Source organism: Candidatus Limousia pullorum (genome assembly GCF_057405065.1).
Genome location: NZ_CM171614.1, coordinates 331,451 through 347,549, shown reverse-complemented (window position 1 = coordinate 347,549; position 16,099 = coordinate 331,451). Strand labels below are relative to the sequence as shown.

The following is a 16,099-nucleotide window of genomic DNA, read 5'->3' as shown; positions in this document are numbered from 1 at the left end:
AAAGTATACTGTAAATTATAGAATGAGATAATAGAAAAATAAAATAACTTATAAAATATAGAACGAAAAACCGTTATAATTTAAAAAATAAAGCACAAAGTTATTTTATATGGAATTGCCAATATTTATAAAGAAGGTGTCTGTATGCAGGAAAAGGATGTAATAATGGAGGCACTGCTCAGCAGTAACGACAAAAAAAATATAATACACAACGCATTGATAAGATTTTTGGAGTCGGATTTTTTCTTTGGCCCACACTGTCATCAAAATGTGGAGCTGTGCCTTATGCTTAAAGGGGAATGTGACATTATAGTAAACGGCGAGGTTGTGACAGTTCATGAAAATGAATTTATGGTTCTTTTTCCAAACTGCATACATTCCTTTAGAGTTAAGCACGACAAAACCGCAAACTTCCTCCAGATGCATTTCAGAAGCGAAAGCTTTTTAAATATGGACCCAAAAACCTACAAGCAGGTAAAATTTTTATTCTATATGGCTACAGAATCCAAGGCGTATATGAAAGCAAAGTACAGCCACGAGATTTTTTCCTGTGTTAAAAGAATTGTTTACGAGATAAACGAGGACAAGCAGATAAATAATATAGCTTTGGCAAACCTCTATATTTACGAGCTGATACTGCTTCTTTCAAGGGACATCCAAAATTCCTTTAATTCTGTTTTAAAGGTTGACCATCCCATTACAGCTGCGGCGGTTGAATATATAAATAACAATATTGAAGCGAAAATTTCCTTGTCTGATGTGGCGAAAAACTGCAATGTAAGCAAAAGATATCTCACGGAAATATTTAAAAAGCATATAAATGTAACGGTCAATGAATATATAAATATCACGAAAATAAAGAAGGCTATTGAATATATATACGATAGCGATGAAAGCCTTACGGATATTGCGTATCGGCTTAACTTTGGTTCTGTGCAGTATTTTTCCGCTGTTTTTAAGAAATACGCAGGGGTAGCGCCCAGAGAATTTAAGAATCTTAACAGTCGTCAGGTATAATAAAAACAGGCAGTAAAAATACTGTCTGTTTTTTAGTAAAATTTTTCGTTAGATTTTTATTAAAATAGTAGAAAATTTTCCTTTGTATTGTAATTAGGTTTACCTCGTGGTATACTTAGTGCGTGTTAAGCGATATTTAATGTATGAATAAATGGGGTGATATTTTGACTGAAATATTTGATTTTGGTAAAATAGACAATGAAAATAAGGTTTATTTGCTCAAAATAACCAATAAATCCGGCGCTTTTGTCACAATTACAAACTATGGCTGTACAATAGTCTCAATCTGCGTTCCGGATAAAAACGGTGTTTTAACAGATGTATGTCTTGGTTATGACACTCTTGAAGAATACAGGGAAAACGACGGATATTTGGGCATGTTCGTTGGAAGATGTGCAAACAGAATTGCAAACGGTGTTTTCAGTCTTAACGGAGTCACCTATAAGCTTGCAGCAAATAACGGCGTAAATCATCTCCACGGAGGAGTAAACGGGTTCAGCAGTAAGGTGTATGACTTTGAAATAAAGGAAAATACCGTTAAATTTACCGCTGTTTCCAAGGATGGAGAAGAGGGCTACCCGGGAGAAATGAAAATAACGGTGGAATATACCTTTACAGATGATAACCAGTTGATATTTAACAGCCGTGCTGTTTCCTCAGAGGATACCATTGTAAATTTTACAAACCATGCCTATTTTGATTTAAACGGCCAGGGAAGCGGAAAGGCTTTGGAGCAAAAAGTTCAGATTTTTGCAGACGGAATAACGGAAATCAACGAAAATCTTATTCCTACAGGCAAAATTCTTCCTGTAAAAGAAAACAAAGCTTTTGATTTTACAGAGCCAAAGGCTTTGAAACAGGATATAAATATGGATGACCGCCAGCTTAAAATAGCCAACGGCTATGACCACAATTTTGTGCTTTCAGGATATTATGAAAAACCTTACCAAATTGTAGCTCTTCAAAAAGCGGCACGCCTTATAGGTGAAGAAACCTCTATTGCTATGGATGTTTATACAACACAGCCGGGTATGCAGATGTATACGGCGAACTTTCTCACAGAGAGAAAGGGAAAAGAGGGAAAAATCTACAGAGAAAACGACGGCGTGGCTTTGGAAACCCAGAATTTCCCCGACGCCGTAAACCACAGTAATTTCCCGTCGCCGATATTGAGAAAAGGTGAAATATACAGTCAGACTACAATATACAAGTTTTCTGTAGTATAATAAATTTTATGAGGTTATAATATGGGATTTAGATACGAGTTTGACGATACATCACCCTTTTTCTGGGTGTTTCTTGTGGTGTTTATTCTGATTTTTCTTGTAGTTATAGGCATATTTGTTTATATAATAGTCCGAAACGTAGGTCAGTGGAATAAAAACAACCATTCCCCAAGACTTACCGTAAACGCACGGATTGTGGGTAAAAGAATGGATATCACCAACCGTCACCGTACACGTATGGGAGGTACAATGTATACGCCCAGCTCAACATGGTATTATGTAACATTCCGGTTTGACAGCGGCGACAGAATGGAATTTCCTGTAAACGCTTTCCAATACGGAATGATGGCTGAGGGAGATTACGGACAGCTTACCTTCCAGGGAACCAGGTGTATAGATTTTAAAAGACAGTGATTAAATTTTGTTTTGCCGGAAAAGATTCGGCGAATGATAATATATAATAACGAGGTGCAATATGAAAACTATAAATCAATGGAAAGAAGATTTTTCCTGCGGCAAAATGGATGCAGAGCTTAAAAAGCTTTACAATGAAACAGAGGAGAACAAGAGCCGTTACATAGAGGTTCTTGAGGGATTTGAAGAGTATTTCGGCGCTGACCAGAGAGAGGTTATGCTTTGCTCTGCTCCTGGACGTACAGAAATCGGCGGAAACCACACAGACCACCAGCACGGAAGATGTCTTGCCGGAAGTGTAAATCTTGACATAATCGCAGCAGTTGCTCTCAACGGCACAGATAAGGTTAGAGTTAAATCAAAGGGCTACAATGAAGATTCAATAGATATAAACGATTTGGAGATACATCAGGATGAGATAAACAAGTCAGCTTCTCTTATCCGTGGTGTTTTGAAGAAGTTCAGCGAAAAGGGCTGTGATATCAAAGGCGTTGACGTTTACACAGTTTCCAATGTTCTCAAGGGCAGCGGACTTTCATCATCTGCCGCTTACGAGGTTTTGATAGCTTCATTTTTAAATCATCTTTTCAACGAGGACAAAGCATCCCCTGTTGAGATTGCCCAGATAAGCCAGTACGCAGAGAGCGTTTATTTCGGAAAGCCCTGCGGACTTCTTGACCAGACAGCCTCTGCCGCCGGAAATATGGTTGAAATGGATTTTAATGACCCTAAAAATCCTCAGATAACAAAAGTTGACTTTGATTTTTCAAAATCGGGATATGCTCTCTGCATTATCGACACAGGAGCAGACCACGCCGACCTTACAGACGAGTATGCGGCAATCCCGGTTGAGCTGAAAAAAATCAGCAATTATTTCGGCAAAGAGGTTTTGAGAGATATTCCAAAAGAGGACGTTATGTCCAATATAGTAAAGCTTCGCAGCATTGCAGGCGACAGAGCTGTACTCCGTGCCGTGCATTTCTATAATGATGACGAAAGAGTTCCAATGCAGGCTGAAGCTCTGAAAAACAATGACTTTGACACTTTCCTCCGTCTTGTTAAGGAATCCGGCAGATCCTCATGGATGTATTTGCAGAATGTTATTCCGGCAGGCTACAAAGAACACCAGGACGTGGCACTGTCATTGATGCTCTGCGACAACTTCCTTGAGGGCAGAGGAGCATACAGAATTCACGGAGGCGGTTTTGCAGGCACTGTTCAGGCTTTTGTTCCATACGATATTTTGGACAGATTTAAAACAGGAATAGAGTCCGTTCTCGGCGAGGATTCATGTCATGTGCTCTTTATAAGACCTGTTGGATTCCATATAATGTGATACATACAGCAAACATATACATAAGATAGTGTTTTTAACCGCAGACAGCGATATTGGTTGTTTGCGGTTTTTTATATGTGCATTAATTTCAGTGAACAATTTTTGAATATAAAAGGTGTATCGATGGGCTGATACACAGGTATAAAGCTTCGGAAAATTATAACAGTATCTTTATTTTATAATAAGAATAATCGTAAAAAAGCTATGACATAGGGTAAAAAGCGGCGGTAGAGCAAAAAAATTGAATATTTAACCTTTATGCATAATGTAAAATGTAACACGGTGCTGTTTTGTGTATATTGACGAAACTTGTTGGAAGAATTACTATAGAAAACTTGAAAAAAAACGATTTCACAGTAAATAATAGATAAAATTTTTTAGTGTGTGTAAAATTTATATATATTATGTTGACATGGAATTTTCGTTTTGATAAAATATAGATGAAAAATTTGTGAAAAAAACGTGTAAAAAGTGGTTTTTAAGTAAAATAAGCGGTAGATTTTACGTTAAAAACTCACTTTTTGCTCTTTAGTTTGACTTTCACAATGACAAAAATCCTAAATGGTAATTTTTTATTTAAGAAAAGGAGAAAACACAAATGAAGAAAATGAAAAAAATTATTGCACTGATGCTCACAATCTTTATGATGGCATCTTTGGCAGCTTGCGGCGGAAATGAAGCTACAGACGAAGCTACAGACGGCGGCGACAAGAAGGTTGTAAACATAGGCGCTGCTATTTATCAGTATGACGACAACTTCATGACTCTTTACCGCACAGAGATGGAAAACTATGTAAAATCTCTCAACGAGTCTTCAACAGATGTTGAATACAAGCTCACATTGGTAGACGGCAAAAACGACATGGCTACTCAGACAGAGCAGATCAACAGCTTCATCACACAGGGTATGGACGCAATTATTCTCAATCCTGTTCAGACATCTTCCGCAAAGGTTCTTGTTGACAAGTGCGTAGAGGCAAACATTCCTGTTGTAATCATCAACCGTGAGCCTGACGGAAGCGTTATCACAAGCAGCGACAAGGTTTGCTATGTTGGCGCAGATGCAAAGCAGTCCGGTACATATCAGGGCGAAATCATCCGTGACCTTCCAAACAAGGGTGACGCAGACGGCGACGGCGTTGTTCGTTATATCATGATTCAGGGCGACCCTGAGAACTCCGACGCACAGTTCCGTACAGAGTATTCAATCAAGGCTCTCACAGACGCAGGTATCGAAGTTGAAGAGCTTATGAACCAGATCGGTAACTGGGCAACAGACCAAGGCCAGCAGATTGCTGCTAACGGACTTGCACAGTTCGGCGACAAGGTTGACGTTATCTTCTGCAACAACGACGGTATGGCAGTTGGCGCATCAGCAGCTATCAAGCAGGCAGGCCGTACAGTTGGTGAGGACATCTATCTCGTAGGCGTTGACGCTATCGACCAGGCTATGGATCTTCTCAATAAGGGCGAATTGACAGGTACAGTTCGTAACAACCACATCGACCAGTCACACACAGCTGTTGACGTTGCTATCAAGGCTGTTAACGGCGAGGCTATCGAGGATTACTACTGGATCGACTATGAGAAGGTTACATCAAGTGATTCTGCAACCGAAGAAGAGACAGAGGCTGATGAAACAACAGAGGCAGCAGCATAATTATTGAGTCACTTGCATTGTGTGCAGGGAGCTTATTAAAGCCGATTAAATTTTAAATAATATTGAGTTTAATTTGCAGGTGAGCTTCATTGTCTGAATGAAGGTCACCTGCAATATTTTTTGAGAACAGGAGGAAAAACAGCATGGCAGATACACAGTATCGTCTGGAAATGAGAGGCGTTGTTAAAACATTTCCCGGCGTTAAGGCTCTTGATCATGCCCAGCTTAGACTCAGACCCGGTACGGTTCATGCGCTTATGGGTGAAAACGGCGCAGGAAAGTCCACTCTTATGAAATGTATGTTCGGTATATATAAGATGGACGAGGGAGAAATTTTTTACGAGGGAAAGCCTGTAAAAATAAAAGACCCGCTGGATGCTCTTCACAAGGGCATAGCAATGGTGCATCAGGAATTGCAGCCTATACCGGCAAGAAGCGTCGGTGAAAATATATTCTTGGGACGCTATCCAAAAAAATTCGGTGGATTATTTGTTGACCATAAAAAGATGTACAGTGATACCGAGAAGCTTTTGAAAAAAGTTAGAATGGACTTTGACCCAAAGCAGCATGTTGGTACATTGAGCGTTTCTCAGATGCAGTCAGTTGAAATCGCAAAGGCGGTTTCCGCAAACTGTAAGGTTTTGATTTTGGACGAGCCTACCTCTTCACTTACCGCAAAAGAGGTTGAAGCTCTTTTCAGAATTATAGAGGACTTAAAGGCAGAGGGCGTTTCCATTGTATATATAAGCCATAAGATGGACGAAATTCTTAGAATTTCAGACGAAGTTACAATCATGCGTGACGGTCAGTACATCGGAACATGGGACGCAAAAGAGCTTACAACCGATATGATTATTACAAAGATGGTTGGTCGTGAGCTTACAAACCTTTTCCCGCCTAAGATAAATCAGCCGGGCGAGGTTGTATTCAAGGTAGAAGATTTTACATCCATAAATCCCAAGAGCTTTAGAGATATCAATTTCGAGCTTAGAGCAGGCGAAATTCTCTGCGTTGGCGGACTTGTAGGCGCACAGAGAACAGAGCTTATGGAGGGTATTTTCGGTATCAGAAGCCACAGCAAAGGAAAGATTTACTACAAGGGCAAAGAGCTGAAAATAAGACGTCCTAAGGACGCTATCGACCAGGGAATTGCGATGCTTACCGAGGACAGAAGAGCCACCGGTATTATGGGAGTTCTCTCAATAGCTGATAATATTTCCATAGCTTCACTGAAAAAGTACAGAGACTTCGGTTTTCTTATCAACAATAGAAAAATAGAGAATCTTGTTCAGGACAACGTTAAAAAGATGAACATTAAAGCGCCGTCAAGTAAAACGCTTATTCAGTCTTTGTCCGGCGGTAACCAGCAGAAGGTTCTCATAGGCAGATGGCTTGCCAATAATCCGGATGTTTTGATTCTGGACGAGCCTACCCGTGGTATTGACGTAGGCGCAAAATACGAAATTTACTGCATTATTTCCGAGCTTGCAAAAGAGGGAAAAGCTATTATCCTTATTTCCTCAGAAATGAGCGAGCTTATCGGAATGGCGGACAGAGTAATGGTTATGTGTGACGGACGTATCACCGGATTCATCGATGGCAAGGACGCAACACAGGAAAATATTATGGAACTTGCCACACAGTTTGCATAAGGAGGATTAACCGAAAATGGGTAAAATAAAAAGCACAAAAATAACCCCGAAATCAGTGGGAAGATTTCTGCTGAATAATGCTATTATTGAATTGCTTATCATAATGGCTTTAATTGTTGGTTTTACAACAAACAACTTTTTCACAATGGGTAACTTCAACAACCTGGCTATGAACACATCAATCAGATTTTTGATTGCTCTCGGTGTTTCAGGATGTTTGATTACAAAAGGTACCGACCTTTCAGCCGGACGTGCCGCAGGTCTTGCAGCCTGTGTAGGCGGTGTTTTGATGCAGGATATAGACTATGTAGGCCGTATGTTCCCGGGAATGCCTCAGATGAATATGTTTATTGCATTCCTTATAGTTGTAGCTATTACAGGTGTTATCGGTCTTATCAACGGACTTATCATCAGTATCCTTAAAGTTCCTCCATTTATCGCAACTTTGGGTACACAGACAGCTATCTACGGTACTACACTTATCTTTACAAACGCAACACCTATCGGTGGTTTCCAGGAAAGCTATACAAAGTTTACAAGCGGCGCTTTGTTTAACATTAACGGTGAAAAGGTATTGCCTTACCTTATGATAATCGCTGTAATTTTTGGCGTTGTTTTCTGGGTTCTCTACAATAAAACCACATACGGAAAGAATATGTACGCTATCGGCGGAAACGAAAACGCAGCAGAGGTTTCCGGTGTTAACACAGTTCGTTCAAAGATACTCATTTACACAGTAGCAGGCGTTATGTATGGCGTTGCAGGATTCCTTCTTGCAGGTAAGTCCGGCGGCGCAGCTTCCAGCCTTGGTATGGGCTACGAGCTTGAGGCTATCGCAGGATGTACAATCGGCGGCGTATCCACAACAGGTGGTATCGGTAGAGTAGGCGGCGTTCTCATCGGTGTTCTGGTATTTGAAATCCTCAAGATTTGCCTCCAGTTCATGAACGTTAACCCATACTACAACTACATTGTTCAGGGTCTTGTTATCGTATTGGCAGTATCCTTGGATATCCGTAAGTATTTGGCTAAGAAATAATTTCTGTATAAAGGGAAAGGAGATTGAAAATGGAAGAGAAAAAAGACCAGAAACCAAAAAGCGCATTCACTCAAAGCAAAGAAAATTTTTACGAAAAACTGCCTTTTACCCTTAAACAGATAGATATAATAATCGCCATTTGTATTATTGCTATTGTGGGAGTGCTGGTTTTCGGTTACCTGACCAGATAATGTCTAAAAAGATATTTCATGACTGACTACATATTTTTCTTTATTATTCATTTGCCATAAACCTAAAAACAGGAGAGCGTACAATGTGCGCTCTCCTGTAATATTTTTTAGGGTTTGTCCTTTTTATAAAAAGTTATTTTAAAGCAATCCGAAAGAAATGGAAATAGCCTTGTTTATCTTATCCATGTAGCCGTTGTCAACGCTGCCCATTTTTTCACGAAGTCGTTTTTTGTCTATGGTTCTTATCTGCTCCAAAAGCACAACGCTGTCCTTTGCAAGACCGCTTCCCGTTGTGTCAATGGCTATGTGTGTGGGCAGATTGGCTTTTGACTGCTGGCTTGTAATGGCGGCGGCAATTACGGTGGGGCTGAACTTGTTTCCCACATCGTTTTGCACAATCAGAACAGGTCGTATACCCCCTTGTTCCGAGCCCACCACCGGACTTAAATCTGCATAATATATATCACCACGTCGTATGTTCACATTGTTCACGCTCCATGTTTTTGTTTTCAATAATATTTTTGCCATGGGATTTTTCTTTTATACCGTGACATTACATATTATTTAAAAACATGAAAATGGGTGATATTTATTTTTTTATGATATCAGTCAGCCTGCCAGAATTCGTCTCTGATTTCTCTTGCGAACAAAGCGTCAAGGGTTTCTTTTATGGAGTTGCCGTCAAACAATACGTTTGTTACAGCTCTTACAATCGGCAGGTCAACATCGTAGCGCTCGCCCATCTTTAAAAGAGCCTTTGAAGTCATAACGCCTTCTGCAAGCTTTTCAAATCTTTTGCCGTGGGCAAAGTCCTCGCCGAACTGTCTGTTGTGACTCCATTTTGAAAACAGTGTGGCTTCATAATCTCCAAGATGGCAAAGTCCGTATGCGCTTTTCTCGTTTCCGCCAACGGCTTTTATAAGTCTTGAAACCTCATATGGAGCTCTCGCCATCAATGCGCCTTTAAGTGAGGTGAAATTAAGACCGTCCAGAATACCTGCGGCAATTCCCACCACGTTTTTGGCGGCGGCTCCTATTTCAGAGCCGATAAGGTCTGTTCCTATATAAAAACGTATGATGTCTCCTGAAAATTCCTCAACAAGCTTTGTTTTTACATCCTTGTTGTTGCTGTCTATAACCATGCAGTTTGGTATTCCCTTTACAAAATCCTGAGGATGTCCCGGGCCTACCCAAACGGCGATAGGGGTTTCCTTTTCGTCTACAAAATCCCCTACAACCTCGCTTAAACGGCAGCCTGTGGAAACCTCAATTCCTTTCATGCAAAGCACAATAATTTTATTTTTCAAGTCGTGTTTTGCGATGTCCACCATGTAGGAACGGAGATGCTGACAGGAAATGGAAATTATTATAACCTCGGCTGTAGAGATAGCCTGTCCCAAGTCTGAGGTTACGGTTATTGAAGGAGGGAAAGACAGATAATCGTTTTTTCTCTCGGTAGAAAGCTGTATAAATTCCGGGGCGTCCGCAAGTCCGCAGGAGGTAACATTGTGACCGATTTTATCAAGATACCAAGCTATGCAGCTTCCCCATCTTCCGCAGCCCAAAACAGAAACGTTCATATTATTCACCATCTTTAATTTTATTTTAAAAGACGCAAGGGCGTCAGATTTCAGTCTTAATAAAAGAAAAAAGACCGGGTATTCTCTGCCCGATCTATCTCATAAAAGTAACCCCGCTTAACCGTGTGTTGTTTAAGATAACCTGCCTACGAAAAGAAAAGCAGGTGGGTGCCGCCTTTTGGCTTTAGGATTCCTTCGTCCCGAAAATCGGGGAGGTCTTCACACCGTCAAAAGAGATTAGGCTCCCTATTTATTAGTTGTAGGGTTATTTTAACAACTTTCACGCATTAAGCAGGGAATTAAGCAAGTTTAAGTTTACAACAATATTATATTCTGAAAAGAACGGGATTATTCTTCGGTTTCGTCGTCGTCAAAAAGCTCTTCAAAACGCTGTTCAAAAATCTCAGCAAGCTTATCCAAAAGCTCGTCGTCCTCTACTTCGGCCAATTCCTCTTCGCCGTTTTCTTCAACAACTTCCATAATATAATATTCGCCGCTGTCTTCAACGCTTTCTTCTGCGTCGTCGAATACGGGATAAAGAGCATAATATTCCTTGTCTTCGTACTCTAAAGTGTCGAGAATTTCAAAAGTATGCTCGTTATTGTCTTCGTCAATCAAAGTGATCAAATCAGCAGAAAATTCATTGTTCATTGGTATCACTCCTTTTCTTTGATTTAATTTTACATCATTTCATATTTAAAGTCAAGCAATTTGACGGATATTTTGAATTTGCAAATGTAAAATATATTGAAAATGCGTATTATGGAAATTTGAGGAAATTTAAAAGTTTTGTGAATAACAATGTTTTATTACATCACTTGTAAAATTAACACGTGTGGAGTATAATGATAAACAGAGATATCCCGAGTTTTTTCGGGAATTTATTACATGTTTTTTTTGCGGGTGATGGTATGAATTACGGTTTTTTAAGAGTCAGTGCTGCATCTCCTAAGGTTCATCCTGCGGACTGCCAGTATAATATTGAAAAAATAAAAGAACTTATAATTGAGGGAGCGGACAACAGAACTTCTCTTGTTGTTTTTCCGGAGCTTTGCGTTACCGGCATAACCTGCGGAGATTTGTTTTTCCACAATACCCTTTTGGAAAGCGCCGAAAATGCGGTTAAAAAGCTGCTGGAGGAAACGGCGTTTCTTATGACCGCCTTTGTTATAGGCGTTCCCGTAAAATACGGTGGAAAGCTTTACGACTGCGCCCTGTTTTGCAGCAGAGGCAAGGTTGTGGGAGCTGTTCCGAAAAGAAAAATAAAAAGACATGACGAATTTTCCCTGGCAAAATATTTTTCAGACGGTATAGGCCTTGACGGAACTATCGACTATGCAGACTGCAAGTCAGTGCCGTTAAATCCGTATATTGTTTTTGAAAATCAGAAAAACAGCCTGTTTTCAGTGTGTGTGGATATGGGAGAGTCCCTGTTTTCTTCTATTCCAAACAGCGAATATCTTACGGCTGTGGGCGGCGCAAAAATAACAGTTTGCCCATCTGCCTGCGCCGAGATTATCGGAAAGGCTGATTACAGACGTTCCGTTGTAAAATCCCAGAGCGGAAGAATGCTCTGCGGCTATATCTTTACATCCGCTTCCTTGGGAGAGAGCACAACGGATATTGTGTGCGCAGGACACAGACTTATTGCGGAAAACGGCGTAATTGTTACAGAAAGCGAGCTTTGCACCAACGGCGCAGTTTACGGCGACCTTGACTTGGAAAAAATGGAAAGCGACCGCAGAAAGAGCGCAGTTTTTGCAATAGCCTCCGACAACATCGACGTGTGTGTTGACCGCATAATTAAAAAGGTTTATTTCTCAATGGACGAAAGAGAGATTATTTTAAGAAGAGAGATAAGCCGTCTGCCGTTTATTCCAAAGGAAGAGAATATGGACGAAACCTGCCGCCAGATACTCACAATGCAGGCATCTGCCCTTGCGGTTCGTATGGAGCATATAAAATGTGACAAGCTGGTTATCGGTCTGTCAGGAGGACTTGACAGCACATTGGCACTTATCGCCTGTGTCAAAGCCTGCGATATGCTTGGAATAAGCAGAAAAAATATTCTCACTGTGACAATGCCATGCTTCGGAACTACAAGCAGAACAAAGTCCAACGCCCAGAAGCTTGCGGAGTGCTACGGCACAGAGTTTAAGGAGATAAATATTTCCGCTTCCGTGCGCCAGCACTTTATAGATATAGGACATGACGAAGCCATGAGAAATGTCACCTATGAAAACAGCCAGGCAAGAGAGCGCACACAGGTGCTTATGGATTTGGCAAACACAAGGGGAGCTATAGTTGTGGGAACAGGCGACCTTTCCGAAATTGCTTTGGGATGGGCTACCTACAACGGCGACCATATGTCAATGTATGCGGTAAACGCAGATATCCCGAAAACACTTATAAGAGTTTTGACACAGTACGAGTCAGACCATTGTGACGAAGAGCTGGGCGCAGTTTTGAAGGATATTCTCGACACACCTGTAAGTCCTGAGCTTTTGCCTCCGTCAGATGATGGAGAAATCGCTCAAAAGACAGAGGATGTTGTAGGTCCTTACGAGCTTCACGACTTCTTCCTTTATTACTTTGTGCGCTACGGATTTTCACCGTCAAAGGTGTTTTATCTTGCAAATACAGCTTTCGATGGAATTTACAGCGACGATACGATAAAATCATGGTTAAAGGTATTTATCAGAAGATTTTTCACTCAGCAGTTTAAGAGGTCTTGTATGACCGACGGACCAAAGATTGGTTCAGTTTCATTGTCCCCGAGGGGAGATTTTACAATGCCCAGCGACGCAGCTTTTGCAGTCTGGATGGAGGAGGCAGAAAAACTCTAAAAAGGACGTGTGCTTATGAAAGTCTTTCTGAAAAGAGAAACAACATCAGGAAATGTTATTTTTACAGTAAAAGACTGCATGAGTGATGATAAATACACGGTCACAGCCAAAGAGGGAACGCCCATGTCAAAGGCGTATATAAAGGACAATTCCGGAATAAAACGACTTGTCATAAGGAGGATAAATCTTCCCATGTATTCACTTTACTCCATTTCGGCGGGAGGAGAGAGGATTTCTCTTGTGACAAGCCACGGCACAGTGCCGGAATGTATTTTTTACGGAATAAGCTGGCACATCAGAGGGGATGTGCGGAAAAAATCCTATGATATAGTGGACGCTGATAACTCTGTTGTGGCGGCGGTTTCAAAAGCGGGAGTGGGAAAGTGCGACGCCCTTGCACTGAATATATTCTGCGAACAGAGGGAGCTGTTTTCCATAGGCGTTGCCGTATGCCTTTCAATGGAAAAGGCTGTTGACTGCGAAGTGTTCCAAACAATATAAAATAACCCTATGAAAAGGTGGTAATGTTATGAATCGTTTATTGGCTTTACTCAGTGAAAGTACAAATTTCTCCACAGCTCAGCTTGCCATGATGCTTAATGAGCCTGAGGATTATATAAAAGCACAGATAAGAGAATATGAAAAAAGCGGTATAATCGTGGGCTACAAGGCTCTTGTAAACTGGGAAAAGGTTCAGGACGCAGGAGTTACCGCTCTTATTGAGCTTAAGGTAACACCTAAGATGGAAACCGGTTTTGACGAAATTGCCCAGAGAATTACCGAATTTGAACAGGTTGAGTCAGTTTACCTTATGGCAGGAGCTTACGACCTTGCCGTATATGTAAGAGGCGAAACCATTCAGGATGTGGCGACCTTTGTTTCCAGAAAGCTTTCCGCTATGGAGGGAATCATTTCCACAGCCACCCATTTCTTGCTTAAGAGATATAAAGAGGGCGGTATTCTGCTTGATTCCAACATAGAGAAGCAAGAGGAAAGAGAGGGTATTTGAGAAAACAATGGTGGATTATTCAAAGATATTAAATAAAAAGATAAAAGAGGTCAAACCCTCCGGCATAAGAAAGTTTTTTGATATTGCCAACGAAATGGAGGACGTTATATCACTGAGCATCGGTGAGCCGGACTTTCAGACACCTTGGCATATAAGACAAGCCGGAATTGACTCTCTTGAAAAGGGAAAAACATGGTACACCCCAAACAGGGGATTTATAAAGCTCAGACAGGAAATTTCAAATTACTTTGACAGAAGATTTAACGTAAAGTACGACCCCAACGATGAAATCCTTGTAACTGTAGGCGGAAGCGAAGCTATCGACGCAGTTTTGAGATGTGTGGTTGAAGAGGGTGACGAGGTTTTAATTCCTCAGCCGTCTTTCGTCTGTTATGAGCCGCTGGCTGTTATGGCAGATGCCACTCCTGTTATCATCGAAACCAAAAAGGAAAACAACTTCAAGCTTACACCTGAGGACATAGAGGAAAAAATCACCGACAAAACAAAGGTGCTGATACTTCCTTTCCCAAACAACCCCACAGGTGCTATTATGGAGAGAGAGGAACTTGAAGCTATTGCCGAGGTTATTGAAAAGCACGACATTTTTGTGCTGTCCGATGAAATTTACGGAGAGCTTACCTACAACGGAAAAGGCCATGTGGCTTTTTCTTCCATAGGAAATATGAGGGAAAGAACCGTTGTGGTTTCCGGATTTTCCAAAACCTACGCAATGACCGGCTGGCGTCTGGGCTACGCTTTAGGCCCGAAGCCTGTTATCGACCAGATAACAAAGCTTCATCAGTTCGGCATTATGTCAGCTCCCACAACCGCCCAGTATGCGGCTATTGAAGCCCTTAAAAACGGCGACAAGGATATAGAAAACATGAGAAATCAGTACAACATGAGAAGACGTCTTTTAGTGGGAAGCTTTAACAAAATGGGACTTACCTGCTTTGACCCACAGGGCGCATTCTATGTGTTCCCATGCATCAAGTCAACAGGACTTTCCTCAGAGGAGTTCTGCACAAGACTTTTGAAAGCAAAGCATGTGGCTGTTGTTCCGGGCAACGCTTTCGGAGAAAGCGGCGAGGGCTATGTGAGAGTTTCCTATTCCTACTCCCTTGCCCATCTTAAAGAGGCTTTAAAGAGAATAGAAGAATTTTTAAAGGAACTTAAAGAGGAAAATTCCTGAATAAAAGGAGAAACTCTATGAAAATAAATGTTTTGGCTCCGGCAAAAATCAACCTGTCACTGGATGTAAACGGCTTGAGAAGCGACGGCTATCACTCCGTTTCAACGGTTATGCAGGCTGTGTCCATTTACGACGAGATAATACTTACCTCCAACGACAGCGGAGAAATCACTGTTTCCTGTGATTATCTGGGAGTTCCCTGCGACGAAACAAACATAGTTTACAAGGCGGCTGTGCAGTTTTTTAACTATACCCAAATACCACAGTCGGGAGTTCATATCGAGATTAAAAAAATCATCCCCACACAGGCAGGCATGGGCGGCGGAAGCAGCGACGGAGCGGCTGTGCTTGTGGGACTTAACAGAATGTTTGACGCACATTTAAAGACAAAGGAGCTTTGTCAGATAGGCGAAAGGGTGGGCGCTGACGTTCCCTTCTGCATAAACGGCGGAACTCAGTACGGCACAGGAACCGGCGCAACTCTGGAAAAAATAAGGTCAATGCCGAGGGCTCAGATTGTAATCTGTAAGCCTCAGGATGTTTCCGTTTCCACAAAGGAAGCTTACGCCAAGGTGGACGAGATGCCGGAAAAGGTCGCTGATTACAGCAAGTACCTTATCAGGTCTATTTATAACGGGGACTTTAGAAATTTCTGCGCCACACTCTATAACGATTTTGAAGAGGCTCTTCAAATTCCTCAGGTTGCCGAGATAAAGAAAATTATGTACCAAAACAAGGCAAAAGGTGCTTTGATGACCGGTTCAGGTTCGGCTGTTTACGGACTTTTCTCCTCGGAAAGACATGCGAAAAAATGCATAGAGGTTTTGAAAGAAAACTACCAGGATGTATTTCTCTGCAAGCCTGTAAAGGACGGCTGTAAAATTGTTTCGGTTGATTTGGATTAAATGAATATTAAAAAAATACCTGCCCATAATCA

16 protein-coding genes and 1 other RNA gene are annotated in these 16,099 nt (G+C 41.3%); 13 read left to right on the top strand and 4 right to left on the bottom strand.

Annotated elements, in window-relative coordinates:
- Positions 1-144: 144 nt before the first annotated feature.
- From CGICJO_RS01590 to CGICJO_RS01555, 8 genes are all read left to right on the top strand, one after another.
- Entirely contained in the window at positions 145-1,017 is an 873-nt protein-coding gene (locus CGICJO_RS01590) for a helix-turn-helix domain-containing protein (RefSeq protein WP_486499382.1), read from the top strand.
- Between the two features lie 164 nt (positions 1,018-1,181).
- Complete coding sequence (locus CGICJO_RS01585; protein WP_486499381.1) at positions 1,182-2,243, top strand: aldose epimerase family protein; 1,062 nt, start codon at positions 1,182-1,184, stop codon at positions 2,241-2,243.
- A 21-nt stretch (positions 2,244-2,264) separates the two neighbouring features.
- A complete protein-coding gene (locus CGICJO_RS01580) occupies positions 2,265-2,657 on the top strand; it encodes a DUF2500 domain-containing protein (protein ID WP_486499380.1) in 393 nt (130 codons plus the stop codon).
- Positions 2,658-2,718: 61 nt separating this feature from the next.
- Positions 2,719-3,993, top strand: a complete 1,275-nt coding sequence (locus tag CGICJO_RS01575; protein ID WP_486499379.1) for a galactokinase — start codon at positions 2,719-2,721, stop codon at positions 3,991-3,993.
- A 598-nt stretch (positions 3,994-4,591) separates the two neighbouring features.
- Positions 4,592-5,653, top strand: a complete 1,062-nt coding sequence (locus CGICJO_RS01570) for a galactose ABC transporter substrate-binding protein (protein WP_486499378.1) — start codon at positions 4,592-4,594, stop codon at positions 5,651-5,653.
- Positions 5,654-5,796: 143 nt separating this feature from the next.
- A complete protein-coding gene (locus CGICJO_RS01565; protein WP_486499377.1) occupies positions 5,797-7,305 on the top strand; it encodes a sugar ABC transporter ATP-binding protein in 1,509 nt (502 codons plus the stop codon).
- Positions 7,306-7,321: 16 nt separating this feature from the next.
- The gene (locus CGICJO_RS01560) at positions 7,322-8,344 is read left to right on the top strand and encodes an ABC transporter permease subunit (protein ID WP_087377042.1); all 1,023 of its coding nucleotides are present in this window, start codon (positions 7,322-7,324) and stop codon (positions 8,342-8,344) included.
- A gap of 29 nt (positions 8,345-8,373) precedes the next feature.
- Positions 8,374-8,535: a hypothetical protein gene (locus tag CGICJO_RS01555; protein ID WP_158096224.1), complete on the top strand. Its 162-nt coding sequence runs from the start codon at positions 8,374-8,376 to the stop codon at positions 8,533-8,535.
- Positions 8,536-8,673: 138 nt separating this feature from the next.
- On the opposite strand, the gene CGICJO_RS01550 is transcribed toward CGICJO_RS01555, so the two are convergent.
- The 4 genes from CGICJO_RS01550 to CGICJO_RS01535 form a co-directional block, all read right to left on the bottom strand.
- The gene (locus CGICJO_RS01550) at positions 8,674-9,018 is read right to left on the bottom strand and encodes a type II toxin-antitoxin system PemK/MazF family toxin (RefSeq protein WP_087377066.1); all 345 of its coding nucleotides are present in this window, start codon (positions 9,016-9,018) and stop codon (positions 8,674-8,676) included.
- Positions 9,019-9,140: 122 nt separating this feature from the next.
- Positions 9,141-10,115 (bottom strand): NAD(P)H-dependent glycerol-3-phosphate dehydrogenase, encoded by a 975-nt coding sequence (locus tag CGICJO_RS01545; protein WP_486499376.1) that lies wholly within the window; start codon positions 10,113-10,115, stop codon positions 9,141-9,143.
- Positions 10,116-10,221: 106 nt separating this feature from the next.
- Positions 10,222-10,416: non-coding RNA, 6S RNA (gene ssrS, locus CGICJO_RS01540), on the bottom strand.
- 47 nt (positions 10,417-10,463) lie between these two features.
- Positions 10,464-10,766 (bottom strand): DUF1292 domain-containing protein, encoded by a 303-nt coding sequence (locus tag CGICJO_RS01535; RefSeq protein ID WP_087377037.1) that lies wholly within the window; start codon positions 10,764-10,766, stop codon positions 10,464-10,466.
- A gap of 260 nt (positions 10,767-11,026) precedes the next feature.
- Between CGICJO_RS01535 and CGICJO_RS01530 the strand changes: the two genes are divergently transcribed.
- The 5 genes from CGICJO_RS01530 to ispE are packed head-to-tail and all read left to right on the top strand — an operon-like array spanning position 11,027 to position 16,067.
- Complete coding sequence (locus tag CGICJO_RS01530; RefSeq protein ID WP_486499375.1) at positions 11,027-12,961, top strand: NAD(+) synthase; 1,935 nt, start codon at positions 11,027-11,029, stop codon at positions 12,959-12,961.
- Positions 12,962-12,976: 15 nt separating this feature from the next.
- Complete coding sequence (locus CGICJO_RS01525) at positions 12,977-13,462, top strand: LURP-one-related family protein (protein ID WP_486499374.1); 486 nt, start codon at positions 12,977-12,979, stop codon at positions 13,460-13,462.
- A 28-nt stretch (positions 13,463-13,490) separates the two neighbouring features.
- Positions 13,491-13,970: an Lrp/AsnC family transcriptional regulator gene (locus tag CGICJO_RS01520; protein WP_087377031.1), complete on the top strand. Its 480-nt coding sequence runs from the start codon at positions 13,491-13,493 to the stop codon at positions 13,968-13,970.
- Between the two features lie 7 nt (positions 13,971-13,977).
- Positions 13,978-15,162, top strand: a complete 1,185-nt coding sequence (locus tag CGICJO_RS01515) for an aminotransferase class I/II-fold pyridoxal phosphate-dependent enzyme (RefSeq protein WP_486499373.1) — start codon at positions 13,978-13,980, stop codon at positions 15,160-15,162.
- Positions 15,163-15,179: 17 nt separating this feature from the next.
- Complete coding sequence (gene ispE, locus CGICJO_RS01510) at positions 15,180-16,067, top strand: 4-(cytidine 5'-diphospho)-2-C-methyl-D-erythritol kinase (protein WP_486499372.1); 888 nt, start codon at positions 15,180-15,182, stop codon at positions 16,065-16,067.
- Positions 16,068-16,099: the final 32 nt, after the last annotated feature.